Source organism: Streptomyces sp. NPDC001920 (assembly GCF_053594495.1).
Genome location: NZ_JBSFEP010000025.1, coordinates 82,364 through 107,709, shown reverse-complemented (window position 1 = coordinate 107,709; position 25,346 = coordinate 82,364). Strand labels below are relative to the sequence as shown.

Sequence of the window (25,346 nt, the reverse complement as noted above, 5' to 3'; positions counted from 1 at the left end):
TGTCCTCAACCATCACTCTGCCCCCGTCTCCTCGATCAGGGCGGATCCTAGATCCGCCATCCCCCCACTGTCATCACCCAACCCTGCGAACCCGCGCGTGCAGCGCACGCACACAGCTTCCTCCAGGCCGCACAGGCAGCCACCGTTAGCTGTTCGACATCGCAGCACACCTGAAGTTCGATCACGGGACGTCTCCCTGAAGCGTGTTGCAGAAGCCTGTGATCAGGAAATTTTCCTTGTGGGTGGGGTGTTGAGGCTGAGCCGGTGTGGATGTAGACGTTCACCGGGCTTCGTGGGCATCAGTTCGGGCGGCTGTGCTTCACATCCACCTAGGCCGTTTTGTTTGGATCAAGTGGCGGGGCCCGGATCGATGGACAAGGAAGGCGCGTCTGACTGCAGGTTGATCTCGCCCCAGTCGCCCAGGAGCGTGTAGCTGTTGTCGACTCTGATTAGAGAGTCGACTGATCCCAGGTCGGCACTGCCGCTCGCGTCCATCGCGGGCTTGATGACACCCTGGCCCGTCCAGTGCAGGGCACGTACGGACGAGAAGACGACCGTGGCCCGCCGGAAGCAGGCACGTTCACCCGCCAAAGCGGCCCGGTGTTCAGGGTGACCAGGCAAGAGCAGTAGATCGAGCTTGAGGGTCAGGACAGCCGGATGGACCGCGATGTCCAGTACGTAGCTGTCTTCCAGACTGACGTTCTCGAACCCATGGAAGCTTCGATAGCTGTCGTTCATGGCTTATCCCTCGGACTGGGCCAAATGCTGATCATGATGCTGGCCAGAGAAAGATGCCAACGATATACAACCCAGCCAGGTAGATGGTCGCGGTCTTCTCGTAGCGGGTGGCGATGCCTCGCCACTGCTTCAGGCGGTTGATGCACCGCTCGACGGTGTTGCGCTGTTTGTAGATCTCCCGGTCGAAGGCTGGTGGTCTGTCGCCCTGGCTGCCGCGGCGCAGCCGGTGGCCTTTCTGGTCCGCCGGGACGGGAATCACGGCCCGGATGCCGCGCCTGGCCAGGTGCGCGCGGATCGCGCGTGAGGAGTACGCCTTATCAGCGACTACCACATCCGGCCTGGTCCGGGGCCGTCCACGGCGTCGGGGAACGCGTAGCCGGGCCATCACGTCGGCGGATACGGGCGCGTCGCCAACTTGTCCGGCGGTGAGAACGAAGGCGAGAGGGGAACAGCGTCCATCGGCCGCGAGGGTGGATCTTCGTGGTCAGGCCACCGCGAGACCGGCCGATGGCGTGGTCGTCCGGCTCGCCGACTGGGGCCTCTTTTGCGGGCCCGGCCGCGTGCTGATGAGCTCGCACGATCGTCGAGTCCACCGAGACCGACCAGTTCAGGTCCTCGTCCGCGTCGGCCTGGGCCATCAGCGCGGTGAACACTCGCTCCCACGTGCCGTCAACGGCCCACATCCGCAGCCGGTTGTAGAGGCCGCTCCAGTTCCCGTCTTTGTCCGGCAGGTGGATCCACTGCTTTCCGGTCTGGAGCTTGAAGGCGATGGCGTCGATCACCTCGCGGTGATCTCTCCACCGGCCACCCCGCTTGGGCGTGTGGTCCGGGAGTAACGGCTTGATCCGCGCCCATTGCGCGTCACTCAACGGCACGCCCAAACCAACGACCGGCTGATCCGAACGAAACCGCCTGGCCGTGAACGTGCCCGCATCCGCAATGAGCGTCAGCAGCGCTGGGGCCGCCCACGTCCCGAAGCGGTGTGATCATGCGGGGAGTCACTCCAGTCGATGCCTGAGTCACTCACGCACTTATTTGGCCAACCGGAAGTGCACGATGGCGATGGTGTCGGTCGGCCCGATGTGGGGGTAGTGAAACCGCAGCCTGTCGTGAAGCTCGGCGAGATCACGAAAACCGTCCGCTCGGGCGTCCGACTCGCTCAGCTGGGCCATCGTCCTGGCAATGACGCGCGTGACGACACCCGGTAGTGCTACCTCGTCGTCCAACTCGAACACCAGGTTCACCGGGCCAGTCTCCACCGGGTCGCGGAAACGTACCGTGGTCGTCTTCTGTTCGGCGCGTACTGCATCGAGATAGTCGGGATGGAAGTACAGGGTCTGAGTCGCCGTTGAGTGCTGCCGGGAAGTGCTGTCGTCCATTCGGCGCACCATAACGGAACGAGCGAACCCTCCGTGTCACAGATCCGGTGGATGCCCCGGCCCCGGGCCGGTGAACGTTTCGGTCACAGCACTAGCCGCTGCCGGCCTCGGCACAGTGGCCGATCTCGGCTTCCTCGGCCTGGACGACGACCCGGATGACCCCATGGTCGTCACCGGCTTCGAGGCCACCCGCGCCTCGGTCGAGTACTGCTCCGCCCCTCTCAAGAATTGGGGTGGACTTTCACCAAGCTCCGCAACGGTCCCACCGCGCGACCGGCCCGCTGCGCGCGCCCTGTCCTGACGAACCTCGAAGGAGCCCGCTGACGGATGATTTACACCCGAGACATCCACCCAACACCGACCTCACCCCACAGGAGCGGACGGCATACCTGCCGGATCAGTCAGTAGGTCCTGTGTGCCCAACAAGATGAACCCCTTGCAAGAGCAAATTCAGTGGTTCACGCAACTGATCCAGTTGCAGCAGCCTTGGCCCGGAGGGAACCTGGTCGTGTTCTTTGCATCCAAGCAACAGGTCGGCGGCGAAGGCCCTGTGCGCTTGCATTCTCTTCCCCCTCGCGCGACAGCAGCCGCCGGCACGGCGCTCGGCGCAGGCTCTGCCACGTTCCGCGACCACTCATCTGCCCACTGGCGGCGGAAGTGTGTCACGAGTGAGCGGTGACCTCGATCGCCGATGAGCCCGATGAGCCCGATGAGGGAGAACGCTCATGGACTACAGCAAACTCGCTCCGTCACTTGCCATGGCCTACGACGAGTACGCCGAGGGGCGCCAAGAGCTCGCTGACCACGTGCAGGAAGACCAGATGCCGGGGTTTGTGGCGCCACGGGACTTCGCCAAGCCCGCTCGGGTCGTGGTCACCCTGGACTGTTCGCCGGACGCTGACTTCAGTGATCTGGAGGGCACCACCGGAATCGAGGTCAACGCCGGTGGGGCGAGGGTGCGTACGGCCATTGTCCCGCTCAGCGACCTGCCGGCCCTGACCCAGCATCCGGGAGTCGAGCGCGTCGCCCCGGCGCAAAGGGTTCATCCGCTGATGGACGTAGCCCCGGGAAAGGTGGGACTTCCTGCCTTCCGGACGACGAACCAGCTCACCGGCAAGGGCGTCATCATCGGTGTCGTCGACAGCGGGATCGACGCGCGGCACCCGGCATTCGCCGGCCGCATCCTTCGGATATGGGACCAGGAGGCACGTGGCGGACCAGGTGTGCCCGAAGGCCGATACGGCATCGAGTACGCCGACACGGCCGACCTGGTCAAGTCCAAGGACGACCACGGGCACGGCACCCACGTCGCAGGCATCGCCGCCGGCTCGGACAACAAGTTCCAGGGTGTGGCGCCGGAAGCGGACGTCGTCGTGGTCAAGACGAACATGACGAACGTGGGCATCATCGACGGAATCCAGTACGTGTTCCGCCTCGCCCAGGAACTCGGCAAGGCAGCCGTGGTCAACCTGAGCCTCGGCGGTCACAGCGACCCTCATGACGGAACGGACGCCGTGGCCAAGGCGATCGACGACGAGTCAGGTCCCGGCAGGATCGTTATTTGCGCGGCGGGGAACGAGGGAGAAGACAACATCCATGCCCAACTCGCCCCGAACCCAGGGGAGACGCTGAGGGTTCCCTGTCTGCACAGTCCCGACCGCGACGGAGTCGTCCAGGAGCTGTGGTTCAACGGTTGGTACGCGGGCAGCGACGAGGTCGAGGTTGCGGTAGCCGCACCGGAAGGGCTGACCACGCCGTTCCAGGGCATTCTGCCGAACGGCCCGCAGGGCAACCCGAACAAGGTCCACAAGCTCGGTAACTGGAGGGTGCAGATCGGCACCCCTGGGCCCGACAGCAGAAACCAGGATCACCAGTTCACCGTGCGCCTGCGACCCCCGGTCAACGCCGCGGGCTCGCGCACCTGGACCCTGCTGGTCCGAGGGAAGAAGGCGGCCCACCAAACGACGCGCGTGGACGTCTGGGCCCTCGGCGACGGCAGATTCTCCGGTCCGCATGCCACGAACTCCATGACGATCGGCTCTCCCGGTACCGCGACCAGCGCGATCACGGTGGCCGCCTACACGACCAGGACTCGCTGGACGGACATCGATGGCACCAGCCGCGAGGCCAGCTGGCTGAAGCCGGACGACATCGCACCATTCAGCAGCCTGGGGCCGCGACGTGACGGCAAGGCCAAACCCGATCTCGCCGCGCCCGGCGCCATGATCGTCTCCATGCAGTCCCGCGACTCCAGGAACAGTCGCCGCTGGATGATCGACCAGAACCATGTGGCGATGCAGGGCACGAGCATGGCAGCACCCTTCGCGGCCGGTGCGGTCGCGCTCCTGCTGTCCGGCGACAGGAACCTGGACCCGGCACAGACGCTGTCGACTTTCGCCTACAAGCAGAAGCCGGACGCGGACACCTGGGGGCGTGGCCTGATCGACTTCTCTGGCTAGCAACGACATAGGGGACGCGACCACGGCCCCCGACCGACTACCCATGTCGGGGGCCGTACTGACTGGGGTGGCTCCACGAACTCCTACGGGCTGAACTGGACGCGGCCTCCCCTTCAGCGGTCCTGGGAGAGTTCCAGGAGCTCGGCGAATGTTCCCCCTGCGTGGACGAGGTCGTCGTACCGGCCCTGTTCGGTGATCCGGCCGTGCTCCATCACGACGATGTGGTCCGCGATCTTCGTGTTCTCCAGGCGGTGGGTGACCACGATGGTGATGCGGTCGGCCGCGATGGCCTTGACCTGCTCGAAGATCTGGTGCTCGCCGCGCGGATCCATCTGGGAGGTGGGCTCGTCGAGGATCAGCAGCCCCGGGCGGCGGTACAGGGCACGGGAGCAGGCGACGCGCTGCCACTGCCCGCCGGAGAGCTCCGAGCCGCCGAAGACCTCGCGGGACAGGAGGGTGTCCAGGCCCGCGGGGAGGTCTTCGACGGCTTCGCGCATGCCGACCGCGTCGATGGCCTCCCACACGGGGATGTCGTCGTACGTGCGGGGCTGACCGAGGGTGACGTTCTCCCGGACCCGCAGTGGCCACTGGGCGAAGATCTGCGGCACCAGACCGGCGTTCGCCCACACCGTGGCCGGGTCGGCGTCGGCCAGGTCGGTGCCGTTCCAGGTGACCTTGCCCTTGTCCGGCAGGTAGATCCCGGTCAGCAGCCGGGTGAGCGTGGACTTCCCCGAGCCGTTCGCGCCCACGATCGCGAGGATCTGCCCGCGCTCCAGGGCGAGGGAGACACCGTCCACGGCAGGCTTGTCCTTGCCCGGGTACTGGTAGACGACTTCCTCGAGCCGGATCTCCTCGACCGGCGCGGCGAGCTTGCGGTGGCCGCGCTTGGGGGCGCGAGCGGCGGCGTCGTCGAGGAAGGACTGCATGTCGCTCAGGTAAAGGCTGGTGTGGAAGACCGCGGCGCCGTTGATGACGACCTGGGAGAGCGCGGCGAGCGTGGTCTGGACGGCGACAACGGCCGTGGCGGCGACGGCGAGTTCGATCCGCCCGGACACCGCCAGCCAAGCGAGGGCTCCCCAGGTCGCGACGAGGAAGGCACCGCCGGCCAGCGCGGACAGCAGCGCGATCCTCAGCGTCCGCGGCGCTGCTGCCAGGGTGCGCCGGTCGCACCGATCGGACAGCGCCCGGTACCAGTAGACGAGGTAGTCGGTCATCGAGTTGGCGCGGACCTCGTCACCGTACTTCGACGTGGTCGCCCACCAGCGCATCATGCCGCGCACATTGCGGTCGGCGATGTTGGCGTAGTGGATCTGGTAGTCGACCCGGGCAGTCAGGACGGCGCCGACACCGGCCGGCAGCACGGCGAGCAGCAGCAGGGGCAGCATCAACGGGTTCAGCACCGAGAGCACACCTCCGGCGGTGACCATGCGGATCAGCGCGGACATGAACCGCTGGGCGTCGGTGACCATCACCTGGGTGCGGATCACCCCCATCTCGGCCGCCTCATGCCGGTCCGAGAACCCCTCCTCCGCATACGCCGCGGCCTCGACCCGGCACACGGCCTCCACCAGAGCACTGTCCGTCTCCGTTGTCAGCCGAGGGGTGATCCGCCGCTCGGCGTACGTGGCCACCGCCCCCGCGGCGCGGCCCATCGCGGCGGCGAACGCGACCATCAGCAGCGCCGGCAGTGCCCCGCGCAGCCGGTCGGCGGCGGAGCCGTCCCCGAGGATGGGCTCCATGGCGTGGGCGGTGGAGGCCAGGAGCCCGGCGGCCGAGATGCCTGTGACCACCTGGCAGCCGAGCAGGAGCTGCACCGCTCGCCGGTCGGTCCGCCACGACAGCCGGGCGATCCGGCCCAGGACGGCCGGGATCTGCGCGCACATGCGCCGGAACGACACCTCGGCGAGCGGGTTCACGGAGTACTGCCCGCTGTAGGTGATTTCCGCCGGTGGCGGCGGCGGTGGCGTGGTGGTCTTCTGCTGCTCTTGCCCATCGGCCGAGGTCAATGTGATCCCCCTTGATCGTCGTCCGGCGTGGTCGTCAGGCTCAACGAGCCGACCGAGATATCGAACGCATGTCTTTCGGTCGCCGCCGACTCTGGATACTGAGCGGGTGGCGGAGTGTGTGGGATGCATCGACCCGCCTCCAGCAACAGGAGCGCGAAGCGGAGTGGTTGGCCGAAACGCCGACAACGGCCTGATGCACTTTGCTTGAGCCGGCACGTGAACCGAGCGAGGCAGCCACAACGGCTTACGCCCCGTCAATCGATCCTGCGGACAGCTTGAGATGGGTGACTGAGTTCCGTACGGGTGACGCCTCCCGAATCGTGCGGTCTCAGCGCCGGGCCGCCACGGCTGTCGCGGCCGCGGCCAGGATGCGGTGCAGGACGGGGACCGGGATCGCCGGGTTCGTGACCGCTGCGCTCGCCGTGTCGCGGTCATGCAGCAGTCCGGCCAGGACGCGGGCCGGCAGCCGTGGATTGCGCGCCGCGGTGCTGCGGACGTGGGCCGCTGGGTCGTTCAGCAGCCGTACCGCGTCGGCCGGTGACAGCCGGGGATCCTCAGCCGCTCGGCTGCGCACCTCGGCTTCGGGATCCCGCGCCAGGCGGGCGACGTCGGCCGGTGTCGACTCTGGATCGTCCAGGGCCAGGCGGCGCATGCGCCCGCTGGGGTCAGTGGTGTAGCGCAGCAGGCCCGCACGGGGGAAGTTGGGGTGGCTGCGGGGCCGGTCGGGGTGGCTGAAGCTGCCGTCCCACCAGCGCCAGACGTCCAGCAGCATGTCGGCCGGTGCGTCCTCGCACGACTCGGCGAGGAAAAGGCGGACCACCCGGTCCTCGTCCCGCGCCAGGCGCGCCACGACATCCGGCGGAAGGTGCCGGGCTCGGGCCACACTACGGCGGACAAGGGGGTGGGACGACGCGGCGAGGCGGCGCATCGCGTCGGCGTCGCCGTGCAGGTCCTCGACCCAGGGCAGGGTGTGCGACATCGACGTCACATCGAAGTCGTGGCGGATCGCGGCACGTTGTTCCTCCGTGAGGTCGGGGCGCAGCGCCACCGCGGAGCGGACGTCGTCCTGCGGGTCCCGCGCCAGGACGGCGACGGCGTGCGCGCCCAGGCCCGGGTTGGCGGCCAGTGCCCGACGTACTTCCGTGTCCCCGTCGCAGACCAGCTCCGCCTCCAACTCGGCTGCGAAACGGCAGCGTTCGAGCGCCCGCTGCGGGTCGGGCAGGGCGGCCAGAACCTCGCGAGGCATGGGTACGGTGGTGTGGTGGGCGAGTAGCGCAGCCGTACGCACCGTGTCGTCGGTGTCGGCCAGCAGCCGCTCCCGCAGCGGCGCATCGAGGTCTTCCCACCGGGCGCAGGCCGCCGCCCGCACCCGGGGATCGGTGTCGGCCGCGGGGCCGGACAGGTGCTGTGCGGCCAGTCCCGGGAGTTCGGCGGCACGCGCGCGGGACGGGCCGGCGAGTAGGTCGTGGTACAGGTCCTGGGGGAGTTCGGCGCCCCAGGTGCAGGCATGCTCCGCCCAGAGCACGCGTCGATTCGGCGACGGCTCGGCGCGGATCAGGCGTACCCACTGATCGGAGGTGAGCTTGGGCCGGAAGGTGTCGGCGGGCCTTGACCGCACCCGCGGATCCGGGTGCGCCACGGCGGCGTCGAGGACGGCGGGCCGGTCGCATCCGTGCAGGAAGCCCTCATCCACATCCAGCAGCCGGATCAGCATGTCGTCCGTCGCAGCCGGATTGGACCCGATCCCCTCCGCCCAGTGCAGAGGCCACGCACCTCGGCCGGGCACCGCCGCCCACACCTCGGCGCGCTCGGCCTCCGTCTCGCGCCCGGCGGCCTCGGCCGCCTCTTCCAGCCGCTCCGGCAGTCGGTCGAGGGCCGTCACCCGAGACCCGTCCGCGCAGGGCACCACCGCCAGCAGCACCTGCCCGTCGAGGGAGAGCGCCACGAACCCGGGGGCGCCGGTCAGCTCCGGTACACCGTTCCCGGTGTACCGGACCCGGGTCCACCAGGAGTCGTTGCCGCCGATCCGGTGCCTGAGGACGACCACCAGAAACTCGCCGTCGACATCGCACAGACGACGCCACCACGCGGCATCGAGCTCGTCCCGGGCCACACCGTCCGGCGCCGCGACGCCCCGCGCGATCCGCCAGCCGGCCTCCGGCGGGAACAGGTCGCCCGGGCGCACATCCTCGACGACCGTGAGTCCGGCGCCTGCGAGTAGTTCGTGGAGTTGCTCTCGGCGCTGCACGCGATCATGATCCCCGCCGGCCCGCGGTGGTACAAGGCCCTCAGTCCATGCCCCACCGACCCTGACGCCGGCGTCCCCCTCGGCTTGTGAAGGCCACGCCAGGCGCAGGCAGTACGGGGATGCGGAGTGCGAGTCGATGTACCCCGAAGACCACGAGCACGGCCGTCGACAAGCTGTACCGACCGGGGCGGTCACAGGAAAGGGCCGGGGCCGTCCCCGCCGCGGGGCCGGAACCGGCGCCCCGCCGCCCGCTCCCGGAGCCGCCGAAGCGTCGGCCTGGCAGGGAGTTGGCCGGCTGGGCCACGGGCTACAGTCCCGCGGAAGGCGCGGAACCACTGGCATCGGCTCGGGGCTCTCACCCAGCGGACGCGGCGGGTGCCAGCCGGTTTTCCCGTGCGGCTCGGGCAGAGCGAAGTACGTCTCGCGCTGCTGCGCACATCGCTACGCTGGGACGCCCACGGGCTCCTCGTCCGACTCCTCGCGCGGCTCGCTCAGTTGATCGCGCACGTAGTTCCAGACGACCGCGATCAGCGCGGCGACGGGTACGGCGAGGAGACTTCCCACGATGCCGGCCAGGTTGCCGCCGAGCGTCACGGCCAGCAGCACCACTGCCGCGTGGAGGCCGAGCCCACGGCTTTGGATCATGGGCTGGAACACGTTGCCCTCGAGTTGCTGTACCGCGACGATGATGCCCAGCACGATCAAGGCGTCGGTCAGGCCGTTGGAGACCAGCGCGATGAGAACCGCGACGAGACCGGCGAACAGGGCACCGATGATCGGGACGAACGCGGAGACGAAGGTCAGGACCGCCAGCGGGAGCACCAGCGGTACCCCCACGATCCACAGGCCGAGCCCGATCAGGACGGCGTCGAGCAGCCCGACGGCTGCTTGGGACCGTACGAACGCGCCCAGGGTGTCCCAAGAGCGCGCGGCCACGGTCGGGACGTCGGTGGCGAGTCGGCCGGGCAACTGGCGGGCCAGCCACGGCAGGAACCGCGGTCCGTCCTTCAGGAAGAAGAACATCAGGAAAAGGGCGAGGACGGCGGTGATCAAGCCGTTGACCACGGTGCTCACCCCGGTGACGACCGCGGTGACCATGCTGCCGAGGCCCTCCTGAGCGCGGGCGACCGCCGTGTCCATGGCCTTGGTGATCTGGTCGTCGCCGACGTTCAACGGCGGCCCGGCGGCCCACTCGCGCAGCCTCTGAAGACCCTCGACCACTCCGTCGGTCAGCTCGCCGGACTGGGACGCCACCGGCACCGCGATCAGCGCCACGACGCCCACGGCGACCAGGAGGAACAGTACGGTCACAGCCGACGCGGCCAGGGCGGGTGACCACCCGTGACGACGCAGGAAACGAGCCGGAGGCCAGGTCAGTGTGGTGAGGAGCAGACCGATGACCAGTGGCCAGACCACCGACCATATTCGGCCCAGAAGCCACAGCGCCGCTGCGAGCATCACGAGGACCAGCAGCAACTCCACGGAGATACGCGCCGATGTACGCAGCGCGGCTCTGGCTCTCGTGGGACTCAATGTGGCAGACATGGGGCCACCTTATTGGTACCCAGGTGGAACCGGCCGTGGCCGGTTCCGGCATCGGGCCGACGGGCTCGCCTGCGTCTGCCTGACGTGTCCGCGGTGGTCCACCCGGTGCGGCGGGCCGGCGGGATTACGGCACTGGACGCTTCGGCAGGACTCGGTCGGCCAAGAGCCCGTCGGCGGGAACTCCTGCCCGCCCATGTCGATCAGGAACGGCGAGTACCGGTCCGTCAGCGACGTGTCGTAGGCGGCCACCCGGGCGGACCCGGCGCGCCACAAACGCCGCGTCTCGGCCGGCGCGTGGCCGCTGGTCACGCGTGCTGGTCGCGCATGTCAGCCCGTACGGAGCAGGCGCAGCAACTGTTATCTCAGGTGTCGAGCGGGCGACAGGCATGTGAGGCATGTGCGCCTCAGTGCACCATGCCTGACAGAGCTACGGGTCGTTCAGGCACGTACGGCATGTTCGCAAGGGTGGGTCCCGATCCCCGACGCTACCCATCATCGTCGAGCCTGAACCGTTCTCGTCCCCAGGGCGTCCATAAGGGCACCTGACACCGTGGAGCCGCCGCACCATGAGCACATCCGTACCGCCAGCCTGGCCGCACTGCGCACACGGTGCAGCCCCTGCTGCCGACCCTGTCGGCTGCCGCGGCATCCACGTCCCCGGCTACACCCAATGTCTCGCCCACCTGGCCGACGCCGACCGTGACGCCTATCTGGCCAGCCTGACGCCCGGCGCCGACATCGACCACCGGGGCACCACCTTCACCGGGTCCCTCCTCATCGCCTTACTCAACGCCCTTCGCGACTCCGCAACCGGTCACCCCCGCTTAGGCGACGCCTGGTTCCTGTCGGCGACCTTCGAGGGCAGCGCCGATTTCGGGTCGGCGACCTTCAAGGGCACCGCCATGTTCGGGTCGGCGACCTTCGAGGGCACCGCCGGGTTCGAGTCGGCGACCTTCGAGGACGACGCCTGGTTCAGCTCGGCAACCTTCGAGGACGACGCCTGGTTCAGGTCGGAGACCTTCAAGGGCGTCGCCGGGTTCGAGTCGGCGACCTTCAAGGGCGTCGCCGGGTTCGAGTCGGCGACCTTCGAGAGCATCGCCATGTTCGGGTCGGCGACCTTCGAGGGCACCGCCATGTTCGATTGGGCGACCTTCAAGGGCGACGCCTGGTTCGATTGGGCGACCTTCAAGGGCGACGCCTGGTTCTGGTCGGCGACCTTCAAAGGCGACGCCGGGTTCAGCTCGGCGACCCTCGAGAGCATCGCCATGTTCACGTCGGCGACCTTCGAGGGCAACGCCGAGTTCAGCTCGGCGACCTTCAAGGGCAACGCCGAGTTCAGCTCGGCGACCTTCAAGGGCGACGCCAGGTTCAGCTCGGCGACCTTCGTGAAGGCCGACCAGTTCGGGCCTTTGGTGTGTGCTGGGCGGCTTGTGCTGTCCGGTGCGATGTTCGGCAGCCCGGTGACCCTCTCATTCGCTGTGCGCCGTCTGGAGTGCCGTCGCACCCGCTGGTCATCGACGGCGGAGATCCGCCTGCGCTATGCCACGGTGGACTTCGCGCATGCCGTGTTTGAGTACCCCCTCACGATCGCCGCCGAGCTGGGTCTGTTCGTGCTCAACGACGGCCGACCGCTCGCCGAAGATCTCTTTCCGAGCGCGTACGACCCCGGGGTGCGGGTGGCGTCGCTGCGCGGGGTGGACGCGGCCCATCTGGTCCTGGCCGACCTCGATCTGTGGGAATGTCTGTTCACCGGCACGGTCCACCTGGACCAACTCCGCCTGGAGGGGGCCTGCACTTTCAACACCGCACCGCTCGCCGTGTACTGGCGGCGCTGGCCGCCCGTGCGGTTCACCGAGCGCCGCGTCCTGGCCGAGGAACACCACTGGCGTGCCAGCCAGCCGGGGGCAGTGCAGGGCTGGGTCCTCGGCCCCGGGCGGGCTGGGCCGCTGCAACTGGCTCCGGTATACCGGGCGCTGCGCAAGGCCTTCGAGGACGGAAAGCACGAGCCAGGGGCGGCCGACTTCTACTACGGCGAGATGGAGATGCGCCGCCACGCGGACGACATCCCCCGCAGTGAACGGGGGCTACTGACCGCCTATTGGGCGCTGTCCGGCTACGGCCTGCGCGCCTCCCGGGCCCTGGCCTGGCTCGGCGTCGCCATGCTCCTGACCATCATCCTGCTGATGGCCTTCGGCCTCGCTCAGGACACCCCGAAGCAGACCGCGACCGGCACCGTCCCGGCCGGCGGGGGCAAGGTCACCTTCGAGATCGACAAGGACGATCCCCAGAACCCCACCGGCAACCGGTTCACCAGCGAGCGCTTCGAGAAAGCCCTGAACGTCACGCTGAACTCGGTGGTGTTCCGCACCTCCGGCCAGGACCTGACCACCGCCGGCACCTACATCGAGATGACCTCACGCTTCACCGAACCCGTCCTGTTGGGCCTGGCCGTCCTCGCCATCCGCAACCGCGTCAAACGCTGACAGCCCTGCCCCAGCCAAGCGTGGCCCTTTGCAACGTTCGACCGAACCATTCACGTGCCTTACTTGCCTGCACCGTCAATCATGCCTATGAGCTGCACAGAAACCCTTTGACCCCCAGATAATCACTGCTGTCTGTCGCTGATGAAATTGACATCGCGATGGCGTTCGGATCGTGGTGTCGCAGCCGGGCCCGCTGGATGCCGCCGACACGAGTCAAGAGCGTGCCTCCAGCAGGGCCGAAGGGAGGCCAGCGTCACCTCGACGTCGTCGCTCCATGAACAGACTTCCAGCCACGACAGGTAGCCGCCCTGAGTGAAGACCAGAACCTCACCGGGGCACTCACCGGCCTCGTCGACGAGCTGCGCTTGGGCCGCCACGACAGTGCTGGGGCCGGTGGGCGCCGGCTCCACCTCCGTGGTGTCCAGCAGCTTTTGGGTCCCGATGAAGCTCGGCCCAGCGCCGTTCGACCGACCGGCGTGGTCACGCGTCCAGGGCCATGCTGGTCCCAGCGAGACAGTCGTCGACCACCTCCGGTCGGGACGCAGCGTCTTGAGCGTGATGATGCAGCGCGGCGTGCCGGAGCGTGGTCTGACCAGGGCGCGCGCCGGATTGCTGTGGGCACCTTTCCATCAGGGCCCTTGACCCAGCGGAAGCTGGTCGGGCAGCTGCAGGCCACCCTCGTAACGTGACTGGCCTGCTGGATGCTCCTGAGGCCGACGGGCTGGTCGCGCGCGGGCCGCCCCCGACCGATCGGCGCGCAACCCTGGATTCCCTCACCGACCCGGTCCGACGGCCAGAGTGGCCGCTGATCGCCGTGCGGGTCTGAACCCGCGGGAGCGGCGTCCGGACTACTGCACCTCCACGAAGTCGCCGGTCGCCTTGACGGCCGGGGTGGTGGAGGTGCCTGCGAAGTTCCAACGCCAGTAGCCGTCCTCGGAGGCGGGGACCGTGGTCGTCAGGTTGCCGGTGCTGGAGGTATACACGGTTTTGATGGTGGTGTAGGTCGTAGTACCGGCCTTGCGGAACTGGAGCTTGGCAGGCTGGTTGGTGTACCCCCGGTAATCGAGCGTGTCCCAGTTGGCCCGGGTGAGCTTGCCGGTGACGGTGAGGGGCTGGCCCTTGGCAATCGGCTCGGGGCCTGCGTTCACGGTGAGCTTGGAGTGCCGCTGCAGACGAGTCGTCGAGTGGCTCGCCGTGTGGGTCCAGCTGTCGTCACCGGCCACCCCCTGCACACTGACCCTCCAGGTGCCGGCGTGGGCGTTGGTGAGCGCGGTGCCGCCGTACCTCCAGTCCGGTTCGAGGGAGATCGTCTGCGAACAGGTGGAGGTGGTGGCACTTGAGGCGACGCAGTCCGCATGGGAGTAGTACTGGTTCGACACGATGCGGTCGTCGTAGGTCTCGTAGGGGTTCGCACCATCCGGTCCACGCCACAGGACGAAGTCCGCGTCATGGATGCCCGACGGGTGGGTGAAGGTCCCGGAAACCGTGATCGTCTTGGCGTAGACATCGACCACGATGTTCGCGCCACCGTCGAAGCGGACGTTGGTGATCTGGACGTCCTGGGCCTCGTCCGCGTAGGCACCGGGGATGACGAAGGCGGCCAGCGCGGCCGCGGCAACGGAACTGAGCAGAACAAAGGCAGCACGCTTGCGCATGTGTCTCCTTCGCGGAGGGAAGAGCGGGAACCCGCCCAGCGGGCGGTTGAGGCCGGTCAGGGGCCGGTGACGGACTTGATCGGATACGGGAAGGTCTGCTGCTGCGGTCCACACCGCCGCAGTGTGAACGGACGTCGTCGCGGTGTCTTGACCGTCACGACCGCGGCCGCCGCAGGGACAGGAACCCCGGCAAGAGCACGTCTCGTCAGCGAACATCGATGACGTACTGCACGCGGTACCACCCTCATCTCCCCGATCACGTTGGCATGGCTCAGGCACAGCCGTCACACAGACTGGTCCGCAATATCCAGCGCATCTGCACGCCCAAACGTCACGGTGCGGTACGGACGGGCCCGACCACGGCTGCCTGCCGGGGCCCCGAGGGGACCACGCTCCCGGTCCCTGTCCGGTCCCTGTCCGCTCCCTGTCCGGGTCATCAACCGGAAGAAGCCACAGCCTCGGGGCCGGCTGAACGGCAGGTTCCCGGTACCTCCGGTGGACTCACCGGAGGTACCGGTCATCGCTGCGTGGATCGGATACGTCAGCCGGCCTGTGACGGGGTCTGCTTGATGCCATCGACGATGGCGCGGTTCATGATGGCGCTGGTGAAGATGACCGTGCCGGGCTTGATCAGGCCCTTCTCACCGCTGGTCCCGCTCACCTGAACCGTGCGCTCACCCAGGTAGACGTGCGTCTTCCTGTCGAAGATCCACTCCTCGCGCACACCGCTGGCCTCGTCGAGACGGGCCACTGCCACACCGTGCCGGCCCGCCGCGTCCACCGCGTCGTCGACCACGACGACGCCGGGGATCTTCGCGGCGGCCTTGAAGAGAGCCGGGTACAGCTTTGCGGGCGGGTAGCTCTCGCCGAGCAGGTCACCGATGGTGGTGAACGCCTGCTGGTCGGGAGTGTTGCCCTGCCCCTCGGTCTCCTTGTAGATCTTGGCGAGGAGAGCGTCGGGGTCCATGGTCAGCTTGGCCAGGTAGGCGTATGACGGGGCGTTCAGGTTCGCCTTCGGGATGTTGCCCTGCTCGTCGGGGAGGCTCAGGGTCTCGCCCTCGGGGTCGTCGTTGACGGCAGGGTCGATCAGCCAGCCCTTGGTGCCGTCCGGGGACTCCCACACCTGGCGGGTGTGGAGTTCGTGGCTGGCCAGGGTGCTGGTGTCGCCGACGGTCCTCACGAAGCTCTCGGCCGTCTTGGACTCGATGTAGATGTACTGGCCGGGCTTGACGGCCGGCTGCTCCACCTCGGCCGCAGCCAGGGCGATCTGGTCGAGCAGGTGCGGGACGCCCTTGGCGGACGCGGCGCCTACGGTGGTGGTCAGAGCCGGTCCCGTGGCGACACCGCCGTCCCCGGCCTCACCGCCGGAGGTCACCACACCGGCGGCGACCGCCACGGCCACGGCGGCGGCCAGCGCGGGCAGGGCGATCGCCGGACGCGGCAGACGGAACCGCCGATCCTTCGCGGGGGTCACCGTCTCCGTCCCCACGCCCGTGTGCTCTGCCTGCTGGGTCTCGTAAATCCGGGCCATCATGCGCTCCTTGTGGAACTGGTGGCGGCCCGACGGCAAGTCGCGCGTCGTCCGGTCGAAGAGCTGGGCGCCCTCTTCCCGCTCGGCAGCGTTCTGCCGGGACGTGTTCGCGTTCATCGGTTTCCTCCCTGTGCGGGCCGGATCGCGTGTGCGTGATCGCCTCTTGTCTGTCGGTCGGGGCGGCCGCCTTCCCGTTTCACGAGACTTTCTTCGAGATTTCTTTCGAGTGCCGTTGCCGTAGGGCCCCTCAACTGCCTTGCGTGGCCTGCGGGTTGAGAACCGCCGCGGTCGGCATCGGCCAGCTTGCGCAGCTTCTTGCGGGCGCGGGAGAGTCGGGAGGCCACGGTGCCGGCCGGAACGCCCAGCGCCTCCGCCGCGGTCTCGTAGTCCAGGCCCTCTCCCAGGCAGAGCGCGATGACCTCGCGCTCCGGGCGGCGCAGCGAGGCGAGGGCGGTGAGTGCCGCTGCGAGGCGCTGCCGATCGTCGAGCCTGCCCGCCACCTCCTCGGCGTGGTCGGGCACCGCGAGTTCGGCGGCCGCGGCGGCCTGCGCCGCGGCCCGGTACCGGCGGTTGCTCCGGTACTGGTTGCGCGCGGTGTTGGTGGCGATGCCCAGCAGCCAGGGCCGCAGGGAACCGCCCTCCGCATCGACCTTGTCGCGCAGCCGCCATGCCTCCATGAAGGTCGCGGCCATCACGTCCTCGGCCGTGGACCAGTCGGCGGTCAGCCGGAAGGCATGGTTGTAGACCGCGCGGGCGTAGGCGTCGAAGAGTTCGGCGAACGCGCTCGGATCCCCGGCCCGTACCCGGGTACGCATATGAGTGCTCACCTCAATGAGCTGTCCGGCACCGCGCACCGACTTCCCGTGACCTGCGCCACACTCGACCCGGATGCGCCTGCCAAGCCGACATGACGGACGACCCCTTGCGCTTCCTCGACTGCGCGCACGGCGGCGCCGGGCAAGCCCACCTGCGGCCCGACCGCCCAGGGAGCATCTCAGAGCAGTTGTCTCGAACGCCCTGTCGCGTCGCGCGACGCAGCATCGCACATCCACGCCCGTTGTGTGGCCGTGGAGGCGGTTCAGTGGGTCCGTTGAGGGGCGGCAGGGGCGTGGTGGTGGCGTGCGTCCACCACGGACGGTGGCCGAGTTGCGGCGCACGCTGACGCACGCGTGGGTCCGACTCGGTGCGGGCGGCGGCTTCGCGGAGCTGTCGTGCCAGTACTGGTTCCGTCCATGTCGTTCCACGTCGAGGGGAGCTCGCGCAGTCCGCGCGGTCGATGCACGATGGTCGACTGTCGACTGCGTCGACTGCGGCCAGTCCCGGACATGGCGCCGTGGGACGCCTTGGCCAAGGACGCCGCGTCAATCCGTATGACGCTGCCGTCACACCGGTGCCGGCAGACCGCGGATCATGTCTGCGGCCTTTTCCGCGATCATGATCGTGGGGGCGTTGGTGTTGCCCCGCACCACGGTGGGCATCACCGAGGCGTCCACCACCCGCAGGCCGCTTGTGCCGTGCACCCTGAGCCGGGGGTCCACGACGGGCCCGATGGAGCAGGTGCCCGCCGGGTGATAGAGGGTCTGCAGCTCACGCCGGGCGAAGGCGAGCAGGCCGGCGTCGTCCGTGGAGCGCGGCACGCGGAAGCCGGCACGGCGGTGCTTGGCCAGGCTGGGCTGGTCGGCGATGTCGAGCAGCATCCGCAGGGCTCGGATCATCGTGAGGCGATCCTCTTCGGTGGTCAGGTAGTTGTGCAGAATGCGGGGCTTGGCGCTGGGGAGCGCAGAGCGCAGGGAGACCCTGCCCCGGCTCGTCGGAGCGAGCAGGACCGCACCGAACATGAACGCGTGGTCGGCCACGGGGCTGAGGCCCTCGTCATGGAACATCACCGGTGTGGCGTGCACCTGGATGTCAGGGGCGTCGAGTCCCTCACGAGTACGGTGAAACCCGCCGGCCTCGCCGACGTTCGAGCTGAGTGGTCCCCGCCCCGCGCTCTCCAACAGGCTGACGTTGTCCGGCGTCGCGGCGGTGAACAGCGACTCGGTGTCGGTGAGAAAGCACAGGCCGACATGCGGATGATCCTGCAGGTTCTCCCCGACGGGAAGGTCGACGCGCGGCGTGATGCCATGGGCCGCCAGGTCGCCGCCCGGGCCGATGCCGGAGAGCATGAGCAGCTGCGGAGAGTTGTACGCACCGGCCGACAGCACGACCTCGCGTTCGGCGTGCAGGCGCAGCAGTTCGCCGTCGCGGTCCACCTCGATGCCGGTCGCACGGTCGCCGTCGAGCAGCACGCGGGTGCACTGGGCGCCGGTCAGCACCTCCAGGTTCGGCCGGGACAGGGCCGGCCGCAGGTACGCGTCGGCCGTGCTGCAGCGCAGACCGGCGCGCTGAGTGAGGTGGTAGTAGCCGACGCCGTCCTGTTCGGGGCCGTTGAAATCGCTGGTGAAGGGGTGGCCGGCTTCCTGTGCGGCCGCCACGTAGGCGTCCATCAACGGATGCCGTGAGCGGCCTTGACTGACCGTGAGCGGCCCGCCGGTGGCGTGCCACGGTGACGTGGGGCCCGTGAAGTCCTCGGCCTGAAGGAAGTACGGCAGGACGTCCTGCCAGCTCCAACCGTCAGCGCCGCCTGCCGCCCACGCGTCGTAGTCGCGGCGATTGCCCCGTATGTAGATCATCGCGTTCATCGAGGAGCAGCCGCCGAGCATGCGGCCCCGGGGCAGATAGCGACGGCGGCCGTCCAGCCCCGGTTCACACTCGCTGAGGTAACTCCAGTCGTACTTCGTCTGGAAGAGCTGGCTGAACGCCGCGGGAACGCGGATCTCCGCGGCATCGTCGACGGGCCCCGCCTCGATCAGCAGAACGTGCGCGCTCCCGTCCTCGGTGAGTCGGTTCGCCAGCACGCAGCCGGCCGATCCGGCGCCCACGATGATGTAGTCGTACACCTGTGCCCCCTCGCCCCACCCGGTTGACCGATCCTTTCACCCAAGCGGTAACGGCACGGGAAGCACACCGCGCTCTCGGCCAATGTCGAGGGGGTGTCAGCCCGCTCGGTCGGCCTCGTGCAGGCAGACGACGGCCTCCACCAGTGCCTGAGGGTTCTCCCAGTTGAGCATGTGTCCGGCGTCCGGTACGACGACCAGGCGGGCGCCCGGTATCCCCGCGGTGAGGCGCCGGGCGTGGCTGGGCGGTGTGCTGCGGTCGGCCGAGCCGACCATGACGACGGTGGGAACCGTGATCTCGGGCAGTCGCGGATAGCGGTTCTCGCGCGCGAAGGCCCGGACGACCGGCAGGAGCAAGGCATGGTCCTGGCGGAGGAAGACGTCGAGGAAGACGTCGATCATGGCTGGGGAGGGGCGCTTTCCGCACTGGGCGGCCCCGAAGAGGATTCCGCCGGTCCGGGTGCGTGCCAGCTGCTGGAGGAGGCCCGTCTCCAGCAGCGGGATCTGCAGCCGGTTGTGCGGTGCTCCGTCGTAGATGCGGCCCGCCCAGGTCGCGAACAGCACCAGACCGCGCAGCCGCCGGGCGACGCCGGGATGATCGAGCACGGCCCGAAGTGCCACGAACCCGCCCATGGAATGCCCGACCAGGACTCCGTCCTCCACGCCGAAATGCTCCAGGACGGCCAGGCAGTCCCGTGCCATCGGACCGGAGCCGATGCCGTCCGCACCGCAGGTGGAGCCCTCGTGGCCGCGCTGGTCGAAGACGATGACACGGTAGCCGCGTGCCACAAGGGTGGCCTGCACCATGTTCCACTCCAGGAGCGAGACACCGTAACCGTGGGCCAACACCACGGGGGGCCCTTCGCCGGCGACGACGGCGCGTAACACCGTCCCGTCGGGCCGGGAAAGGAACACTTCGTCGCCCTCGGGCTCACGGCGCAGCACGTCGCGGGGCACGGGATCGGGCTGACGTTCTATCCCGTCGGCCACCGCCCGCGCCGCCAGGGCGGCGACGGCGGCCCCGGCAGCACCCCAGACCAGTCTCGATTTCATCGAAATCCCTTGAGTTCGCCCTCGTGCTCGGCCGGTCCGGGCCGACGCGCATGACGGCGCCCATTGTGTATGGCCGAGTGGAAGCGGACGGCGACGCTCATGGAATCGGCTGGGACTCGCTGTCCCTGATCCGGGATTCGGTCGACGGGGAGTCTCCGGCACCGTCGTCCAGTCCTGGTCCCGCAGCACCGACCGGAGCCGTGGACGCATACGTGTGGGCCATGGAATGTGCGGCCTTTCCCGTCGGGCAGCGAGACGGCACCACCTGGCCGACCCTCTCGGTGAACCCGCGGACGCCCCACCGCGGACCAGGGTGGACGATCCGCGGATCATGCGCACCGACCGTACCCAGCGGCGTCGGTGAGGGAGGGGGCAGGACAGGCGATGCGGCCCGGGGCGCAGCGCGACTTCGGGGTGAGCCGTCATCGTGCTCAGTGGTGGAAGCGCGTACGGACGGCCGGGGGGAGGGGACATGAGCGAGCCCTCCCCCCTGGCCGCGGCCTGTCTCGACGGCCGCCCCCTACAGATCCGCATGGCGGCCGTGGCGAGGGCTGTTCCTCCGCCACGCGGAGGTCGGGTCACTCCGCAAAGCACGGGCCACTCGTCGTCCGGCCCTGGCGGCGCTGCTGGATGACCGCCTCTGCAAATCCTGGGGTGATGGGGGGAGCGACACTCGGCATTCGTCGGCCGCGACGGACACGGCTCAGTCATTCTTCCGTTTTCTATGCGCTATTCAACATGGGCTCAGCGCAGCCGAATTGACGTGAAGCCCTCTTGAGTCGGCTCGAAGTCAGCAAAAGACTTCTCCGGTAGCGAGTCGTACTCGCGTCCCGGTACCCGCGGTAAACAGTCACGATCGCAATCGTAGGGAGAGTCACGTATGTCCGACGCAAGGCGTCGAGACGCCGCACACCCGATCACACTGACCGACGGCACGGCCACCCGGACCCGGAAAGCGGCCACCGTCGACCTGGCACCGGTCCAGGAACTGCACCACCGTTGCTCCCTCCGCAGTCGAGCCCTGCGGTACCACGCGGGTAAGTCCGGGCTCTCACCTGCCGAATGGCGCCAGCTGTCCAATCCTGAGCGCGGCACGACGCTGGTGACCACTCCGACCGGGCGTACGGATCACATCATCGCGATGACCAACCTCATGCGCACCGATGAGCAAGGGGTGGGAGAACTTGCGATCCTGGTCGAGGACGCGTGGCAGGACAGGGGGCTCGGTACCGCGTTGGCCGTACACGCGGCCGCCGTTGCCCGCCGCGAGGGGCACCACACGCTGGCAGCCGCGGTGGCGGCGTGCAACAAGCCGATGCTGCACGTGCTGGAGAAACTGGACGCGACGCCGATCGACACCACCGGCTCTGTGGTGGACCTCCGCATCTCGCTCTAGTGCCGCATCGACAGGCGTCGCGTGATCATCTGGCAAGCCTCATGCGATCGCCGACGGTGACATCATTCCCGAGGACGGCGGTCCGAAGTCGTCTGACATCCGGACGAGTTCGAGCCGCTGCCCCCCAGACAGCCGCAGTCGTAGTGGGCCGAGGGCGGGGCGGCGGCCGGCACCAGCACTCTGACCGGCGAGCCCGGGCCCCCGGCCGACGGCGAACCGCATCCGCTCCGTCACCGGGCACAAGCCCTCGTACTGGACGAACTTGGGCATGTGCCCGGTGCGGCGAGAGCGCGTGCCGGGTGTCGCGACGGGGCGAACGCTGCCTGTCGGGGCACCAGCGGTCGGGCGCTGTCCGGCCCCGGGCCCGAAGCGGTTACCGGTGGCGGACTTCGCCGCACGGCAGAGAAGTTGTGGCGGTGCGCAGCAGGCCGCCCGCGGTCTCGTGGCACAGCACTTCACCGGAGTAGGTTCACGGTTCGTATCCGCGTGCGAGCATGGGAGAGACAGTGATGGGACAACCCGGACAGTCCAGCCCTTTGGTCATCGATCCGACCGGTCGCGATATCCACGGCGAGGCCGCCCGTATCCGCGAGCGCGGACCGGTGACCCTCGTCGAACTGCCCGACGGTGTGCAGGCATGGGCCGTCAGCGACCCCGAGCTGCTCAAGCGCCTGCTCACCGACCCACGGGTGTCCAAGGACCCGCGCCGGCATTGGTCCCGGTGGATCGACGGCGGTGTCTCGCCGGAGTGGCCGTTGTTCACCTGGGTCGCGGTCCAGAACATGTTCACTGCGTACGGCGGCGAGCACAAGCGGCTGCGCTCCCTCGTCTCCAAGGCGTTCACCGCCCGGCGCACCGCTGCGCTGCAGCCCCGTATCGAGGAGATCACCAAGAACCTGCTGGAGGCGCTGGAGGAGTCCGGACGGCGTGGCCAAGTCGTAGATCTGCGTGAGCGGTTCTGTTATCCGCTGCCGATCAGGGTGATCAGCGAGCTCTTCGGGCTGCCGGAGGAGCAGGGCGCCGAGCTGCGCGCCGTCGTGGACGGCGTCTTCCACACCTCCGCCACCCCTGAGGAAGTCACCGACGTCTACACACGGTTCTACGCCGCGCTGCGTGAACTGGTGGCTCTCAAGCGGCGGTCCCCCGGAGACGACCTGACCACCGCGCTGATCGCCGTACACGACGACGAGAGCCACACCCGGCTCACCGAGCAGGAACTGCTCGACACCCTGGTGCTCATGGTCAGCGCCGGGCACGAGACCACGGTCAACCTCATCGACAACGCCATCCACCTGCTGCTCGCCCACCCGGTCCAGCTGGCGCACGTCCGGGCCGGCCGCGCCTCCTGGGAGGACGTGGTCGAAGAGGCGTTGCGCGTGGAGGCCCCGGTGGCCAGCCTGCCGCTCCGGTACGCCGTCGAGGACCTGGTGATGAGCCGGTTCGGCGGTCCGGACGGGGTGGTGATCGGCAAGGGCGAGGCGATCCTCGCCGCGTACGCCGCCGCCGGGCGGCACCCGCAGAAGTACGGCCCCGACGCCGCCTCCTTCGATGTCACCCGCCTCGACAAGGAGCACCTGTCCTTCGGGTACGGCGTGCACTTCTGCCTTGGCGCCCCGTTGGGACGGCTCGAAGCGCGAGTCGCCCTCCCCGCTCTGTTCGACCGCTTCCCCGGGCTGCGACTCGCCGTCGCAAGCGAGGAGTTGGAGCCGGTCGACTCCTTCATCTCCAACGGCCACCGCTCCCTGCCGGTTCATCTGTCCTGATCACTCCTTCCGCCACCAGCTGAGTAGCCGGGCGGCCAAGCCGTGCCGCGCCGGTCGGATCGCCGGCCCTGCGGCGCGCCCGCCCGCCGCGGGACCGGCGACAAGGCGCGAGGGCTGCTCGCCGTTCGCGGCGGATCGGCCCACGACAGCCGACGGGAACGTCACGGGCAGCGTGACCAGCGCACGGTGGAAGGGGCCCGGTCGCTGTACCAACTGATCGGCGGCTGACGGAGTGCAGGTCGGGGAGGCGGTCCAGCAATTTCTGCGGACAGCAGCAGCCGCAGACTGTGGCGATCAGGTGCTGCTGGGGTTCGGTGCCGACGCCTATGAGGAGGACGAGGGTGTGCACCATCTCCTCGTCGGCGAGCCCAGCGGGGTGGGTCCCATGGTGGGCCCCATGAGCCATGAGCCAGGAGGTCACGTCCTGTCCGGACCGATCCCGTCTCAGCGTCACGAGGTCCAGCAGCGTGGTGGCGAGCAGCTCGTTCGCCTTCTTCGGCACGACCGCAGGGGGCCGGCCAACCCGATTGAGGACGGATTCGGGTACGTGACGGCTACGCCTACACGTTGACCGAGTTCGTCACCCATCTGGCGCAGGCCGCGAGCATGCCGGGGGATATGGATCTGGAGGGCCTACTTCCGGAGTCCTGGATTCGTTCGAGACGACTGGTATCCGCAGTCAAGGTCGCCCCATGAGCGCATCACCGGGGCTTCAACCCAAGCAGAGAGGGAGCGCAATGGTGAGGATGCAGTTGTCGGTGCCGCCGTCTCCACGCGAACTCGAATGGCCGACCATCGTCTTCGCAGCCTCCTGACGATCGAGGGGCGCAGCCACTGCGGAGGCCGCCGTCATCGCCCCGGACGCCACTGCGATGACCAAGACGGCGCTGAATGTACGTAGCGGCAGGCCGGGCTTCTTCGGCCGACCCGTGAGCGTACTCACCTGGGTGTCCTTTTGTGTGTTCATGGGGACACGCTGCATGCCCGTGCCGCACAGTGCTTCCTGAGCACGGCTGATCGGTTGAGGCGGACAGCCCGAACGGGGTTGTGGAGCGATCGGTGCCCGGACATCCGCGGCACCCTCACCTTCCTCCTCCAGGCTGCCGCCCCCCCGCTCACAGCCTGTTCCGAACACGCACCCCGTCCCCAGGCCGCCTCTCCTGCAACGACGGCTCGCCTGGTGTTGTGAAACGACGGACGCATCGAAGGCCGCCGCGAAGACATCGACATGGCCGGCACCGCCTCGCCGCCTCCTGACCCGGCACGAAACCACCGGCCCCCGGACCTTCGCGGACCCGCTCCTGCAAGACCTGATCCCCCCAGCCGGCCTCACCGACGGCACCGCCGTGATCGTCCTGCGCCTGCCACGACCAATGACGCAGCAGGCCCAGCCCCGAGACCACGAGCGGTTGCGAGCCGCATTCGGGCCTGACCCAGAAGATGCCCGGATTCGACCGGCAACTGGCGCTCTGACGGCAGCCGGACGGTGATCGTGGACTACGCCGACTCCGCGTTCGGCCACCCGGCCCTGGACGGCTGCGCCCGCTCAGTTCGTGGACGCGGAGCGGTGGACGCAGATCGCCGAGGTGTGGACGCGGGCCTGGCGGGAGCACGAGCCCGGCTCGGCGCCGGAACGCGCGCTGGAGCTGGTCGAGCCCCTGTTCCACTTCGCGTACGCGGTGCGGTCTCAGGAATTCCTGGACCACATCGAGATCAGCGAGCGGCCGTACCACGAGACCGACCCCGTCAGTGAGATCCGCAAGGCTCTCGCCTGTGCGAGCCGGATTCCTTGACGAATCTCGGATGGGTGTGCGGAGCGGGCAGACGAGCCAGGGGAGGTGGATGCCGGCGGCCGACGGGGGCGAGCCGCCCGCCGTCCTGATCGCCGAGCCCGTCCAGGGGGTGGGCGGCTCCGTGTCGTAGGTGGGTGGCGTCCATGCCGGCGTGACGTCGTGGACGTGCCCGCCGGGTCCGAGGCGCTGCTCGACACTGCCCGGCACCTGGCGCCCCGGGTGAGTAGGGCTGCGGCGTAGTGCCGTGCTGGTGATCATCGACGGCAGGAGCCTTGACGAGCAGCGTGCCTGCTCCTCCTCACCGGCCACCGCGTGAGCGCCCGGGTTCTGGTGGCGGGCTGGCCGGGGGAGTGAGGGGGAG

The 25,346-nt window shown here is 68.8% G+C and carries 17 protein-coding genes; 5 read left to right on the top strand and 12 right to left on the bottom strand.

Annotation, left to right across the window (positions count from 1 at the left end):
* Nucleotides 1–348 precede the first annotated feature (348 nt).
* The 3 genes from ACWCPI_RS33690 to ACWCPI_RS33680 form a co-directional block, all read right to left on the bottom strand.
* Nucleotides 349–738 (bottom strand): hypothetical protein, encoded by a 390-nt coding sequence (locus ACWCPI_RS33690; RefSeq protein WP_451041744.1) that lies wholly within the window; start codon nucleotides 736–738, stop codon nucleotides 349–351.
* A 31-nt stretch (nucleotides 739–769) separates the two neighbouring features.
* Nucleotides 770–1,619, bottom strand: a protein-coding gene (locus ACWCPI_RS33685; protein ID WP_451041743.1) for an IS5 family transposase whose coding sequence is annotated in 2 segments (ribosomal slippage) — nucleotides 770–1,207 and nucleotides 1,209–1,619 — 849 coding nt in all. Because the reading frame shifts where the segments join, the coding sequence is not laid out codon by codon here.
* Nucleotides 1,620–1,769: 150 nt separating this feature from the next.
* Nucleotides 1,770–2,117 carry an ASCH domain-containing protein gene (locus tag ACWCPI_RS33680; RefSeq protein WP_451041742.1) on the bottom strand — a complete coding sequence of 116 codons (348 nt, stop codon included), beginning with the start codon at nucleotides 2,115–2,117 and terminating at the stop codon, nucleotides 1,770–1,772.
* A gap of 725 nt (nucleotides 2,118–2,842) precedes the next feature.
* Here ACWCPI_RS33680 and ACWCPI_RS33675 point away from each other — a divergent pair.
* The gene (locus tag ACWCPI_RS33675) at nucleotides 2,843–4,576 is read left to right on the top strand and encodes a S8 family serine peptidase (RefSeq protein WP_451041741.1); all 1,734 of its coding nucleotides are present in this window, start codon (nucleotides 2,843–2,845) and stop codon (nucleotides 4,574–4,576) included.
* 113 nt (nucleotides 4,577–4,689) lie between these two features.
* On the opposite strand, the gene ACWCPI_RS33670 is transcribed toward ACWCPI_RS33675, so the two are convergent.
* From ACWCPI_RS33670 to ACWCPI_RS33660, 3 genes are all read right to left on the bottom strand, one after another.
* Complete coding sequence (locus tag ACWCPI_RS33670) at nucleotides 4,690–6,582, bottom strand: ATP-binding cassette domain-containing protein (protein WP_451041740.1); 1,893 nt, start codon at nucleotides 6,580–6,582, stop codon at nucleotides 4,690–4,692.
* A 328-nt stretch (nucleotides 6,583–6,910) separates the two neighbouring features.
* A complete protein-coding gene (locus ACWCPI_RS33665) occupies nucleotides 6,911–8,830 on the bottom strand; it encodes a hypothetical protein (RefSeq protein ID WP_451041739.1) in 1,920 nt (639 codons plus the stop codon).
* A gap of 441 nt (nucleotides 8,831–9,271) precedes the next feature.
* On the bottom strand, nucleotides 9,272–10,375 hold the full coding sequence (locus ACWCPI_RS33660; RefSeq protein ID WP_451041738.1) for an AI-2E family transporter: 1,104 nt from the start codon (nucleotides 10,373–10,375) through the stop codon (nucleotides 9,272–9,274).
* A 566-nt stretch (nucleotides 10,376–10,941) separates the two neighbouring features.
* Between ACWCPI_RS33660 and ACWCPI_RS33655 the strand changes: the two genes are divergently transcribed.
* A complete protein-coding gene (locus ACWCPI_RS33655) occupies nucleotides 10,942–12,858 on the top strand; it encodes a pentapeptide repeat-containing protein (protein ID WP_451041737.1) in 1,917 nt (638 codons plus the stop codon).
* 848 nt (nucleotides 12,859–13,706) lie between these two features.
* Here ACWCPI_RS33655 and ACWCPI_RS33650 read toward each other — a convergent pair.
* The 5 genes from ACWCPI_RS33650 to ACWCPI_RS33630 all read right to left on the bottom strand — a co-directional run bounded on the left by ACWCPI_RS33650 (nucleotide 13,707) and on the right by ACWCPI_RS33630 (nucleotide 20,033).
* On the bottom strand, nucleotides 13,707–14,513 hold the full coding sequence (locus ACWCPI_RS33650) for a calcium-binding protein (RefSeq protein ID WP_451041736.1): 807 nt from the start codon (nucleotides 14,511–14,513) through the stop codon (nucleotides 13,707–13,709).
* Between the two features lie 541 nt (nucleotides 14,514–15,054).
* Nucleotides 15,055–16,161, bottom strand: coding sequence for a CU044_5270 family protein (locus ACWCPI_RS33645; protein ID WP_451041735.1), 1,107 nt, complete (start codon nucleotides 16,159–16,161; stop codon nucleotides 15,055–15,057).
* The gene (locus tag ACWCPI_RS33640) at nucleotides 16,158–16,859 is read right to left on the bottom strand and encodes an RNA polymerase sigma factor (RefSeq protein WP_451041734.1); all 702 of its coding nucleotides are present in this window, start codon (nucleotides 16,857–16,859) and stop codon (nucleotides 16,158–16,160) included. Before ACWCPI_RS33640 ends, ACWCPI_RS33645 begins: the two co-directional genes overlap by 4 nt.
* Nucleotides 16,860–17,426: 567 nt before the next feature.
* Nucleotides 17,427–18,983, bottom strand: coding sequence for a GMC family oxidoreductase (locus tag ACWCPI_RS33635; RefSeq protein WP_451041733.1), 1,557 nt, complete (start codon nucleotides 18,981–18,983; stop codon nucleotides 17,427–17,429).
* A 96-nt stretch (nucleotides 18,984–19,079) separates the two neighbouring features.
* Nucleotides 19,080–20,033, bottom strand: a complete 954-nt coding sequence (locus ACWCPI_RS33630; protein WP_451041732.1) for an alpha/beta fold hydrolase — start codon at nucleotides 20,031–20,033, stop codon at nucleotides 19,080–19,082.
* 880 nt (nucleotides 20,034–20,913) lie between these two features.
* Between ACWCPI_RS33630 and ACWCPI_RS33625 the strand changes: the two genes are divergently transcribed.
* Both ACWCPI_RS33625 and ACWCPI_RS33620 read left to right on the top strand, forming a co-directional pair.
* Nucleotides 20,914–21,429, top strand: coding sequence for an N-acetyltransferase family protein (locus ACWCPI_RS33625; RefSeq protein WP_451041731.1), 516 nt, complete (start codon nucleotides 20,914–20,916; stop codon nucleotides 21,427–21,429).
* A gap of 509 nt (nucleotides 21,430–21,938) precedes the next feature.
* Nucleotides 21,939–23,192, top strand: a complete 1,254-nt coding sequence (locus tag ACWCPI_RS33620) for a cytochrome P450 family protein (protein WP_451041730.1) — start codon at nucleotides 21,939–21,941, stop codon at nucleotides 23,190–23,192.
* A gap of 712 nt (nucleotides 23,193–23,904) precedes the next feature.
* Here the strand turns inward: ACWCPI_RS33620 and ACWCPI_RS33615 are convergent.
* Nucleotides 23,905–24,159: a hypothetical protein gene (locus ACWCPI_RS33615; protein ID WP_451041729.1), complete on the bottom strand. Its 255-nt coding sequence runs from the start codon at nucleotides 24,157–24,159 to the stop codon at nucleotides 23,905–23,907.
* A 586-nt stretch (nucleotides 24,160–24,745) separates the two neighbouring features.
* Between ACWCPI_RS33615 and ACWCPI_RS33610 the strand changes: the two genes are divergently transcribed.
* Entirely contained in the window at nucleotides 24,746–24,985 is a 240-nt protein-coding gene (locus ACWCPI_RS33610; RefSeq protein ID WP_451041728.1) for a hypothetical protein, read from the top strand.
* Nucleotides 24,986–25,346: the final 361 nt, after the last annotated feature.

What these genes read in the sequence shown, in the direction of transcription:
- ACWCPI_RS33645 (WP_451041735.1), bottom strand. Translation starts at nt 16,161, where the DNA reads ATGAACGCGAACACGTCCCGGCAGAACGCTGCCGAGCGGGAAGAGGGC.
- ACWCPI_RS33660 (WP_451041738.1), bottom strand. Translation starts at nt 10,375, where the DNA reads ATGTCTGCCACATTGAGTCCCACGAGAGCCAGAGCCGCGCTGCGTACA.
- ACWCPI_RS33625 (WP_451041731.1), top strand. Translation starts at nt 20,914, where the DNA reads ATGTCCGACGCAAGGCGTCGAGACGCCGCACACCCGATCACACTGACC.
- ACWCPI_RS33630 (WP_451041732.1), bottom strand. Translation starts at nt 20,033, where the DNA reads ATGAAATCGAGACTGGTCTGGGGTGCTGCCGGGGCCGCCGTCGCCGCC.
- ACWCPI_RS33690 (WP_451041744.1), bottom strand. Translation starts at nt 738, where the DNA reads ATGAACGACAGCTATCGAAGCTTCCATGGGTTCGAGAACGTCAGTCTG.
- ACWCPI_RS33620 (WP_451041730.1), top strand. Translation starts at nt 21,939, where the DNA reads ATGGGACAACCCGGACAGTCCAGCCCTTTGGTCATCGATCCGACCGGT.
- ACWCPI_RS33680 (WP_451041742.1), bottom strand. Translation starts at nt 2,117, where the DNA reads ATGGACGACAGCACTTCCCGGCAGCACTCAACGGCGACTCAGACCCTG.
- ACWCPI_RS33615 (WP_451041729.1), bottom strand. Translation starts at nt 24,159, where the DNA reads ATGAACACACAAAAGGACACCCAGGTGAGTACGCTCACGGGTCGGCCG.
- ACWCPI_RS33655 (WP_451041737.1), top strand. Translation starts at nt 10,942, where the DNA reads ATGAGCACATCCGTACCGCCAGCCTGGCCGCACTGCGCACACGGTGCA.
- ACWCPI_RS33650 (WP_451041736.1), bottom strand. Translation starts at nt 14,513, where the DNA reads ATGCGCAAGCGTGCTGCCTTTGTTCTGCTCAGTTCCGTTGCCGCGGCC.
- ACWCPI_RS33640 (WP_451041734.1), bottom strand. Translation starts at nt 16,859, where the DNA reads ATGCGTACCCGGGTACGGGCCGGGGATCCGAGCGCGTTCGCCGAACTC.
- ACWCPI_RS33675 (WP_451041741.1), top strand. Translation starts at nt 2,843, where the DNA reads ATGGACTACAGCAAACTCGCTCCGTCACTTGCCATGGCCTACGACGAG.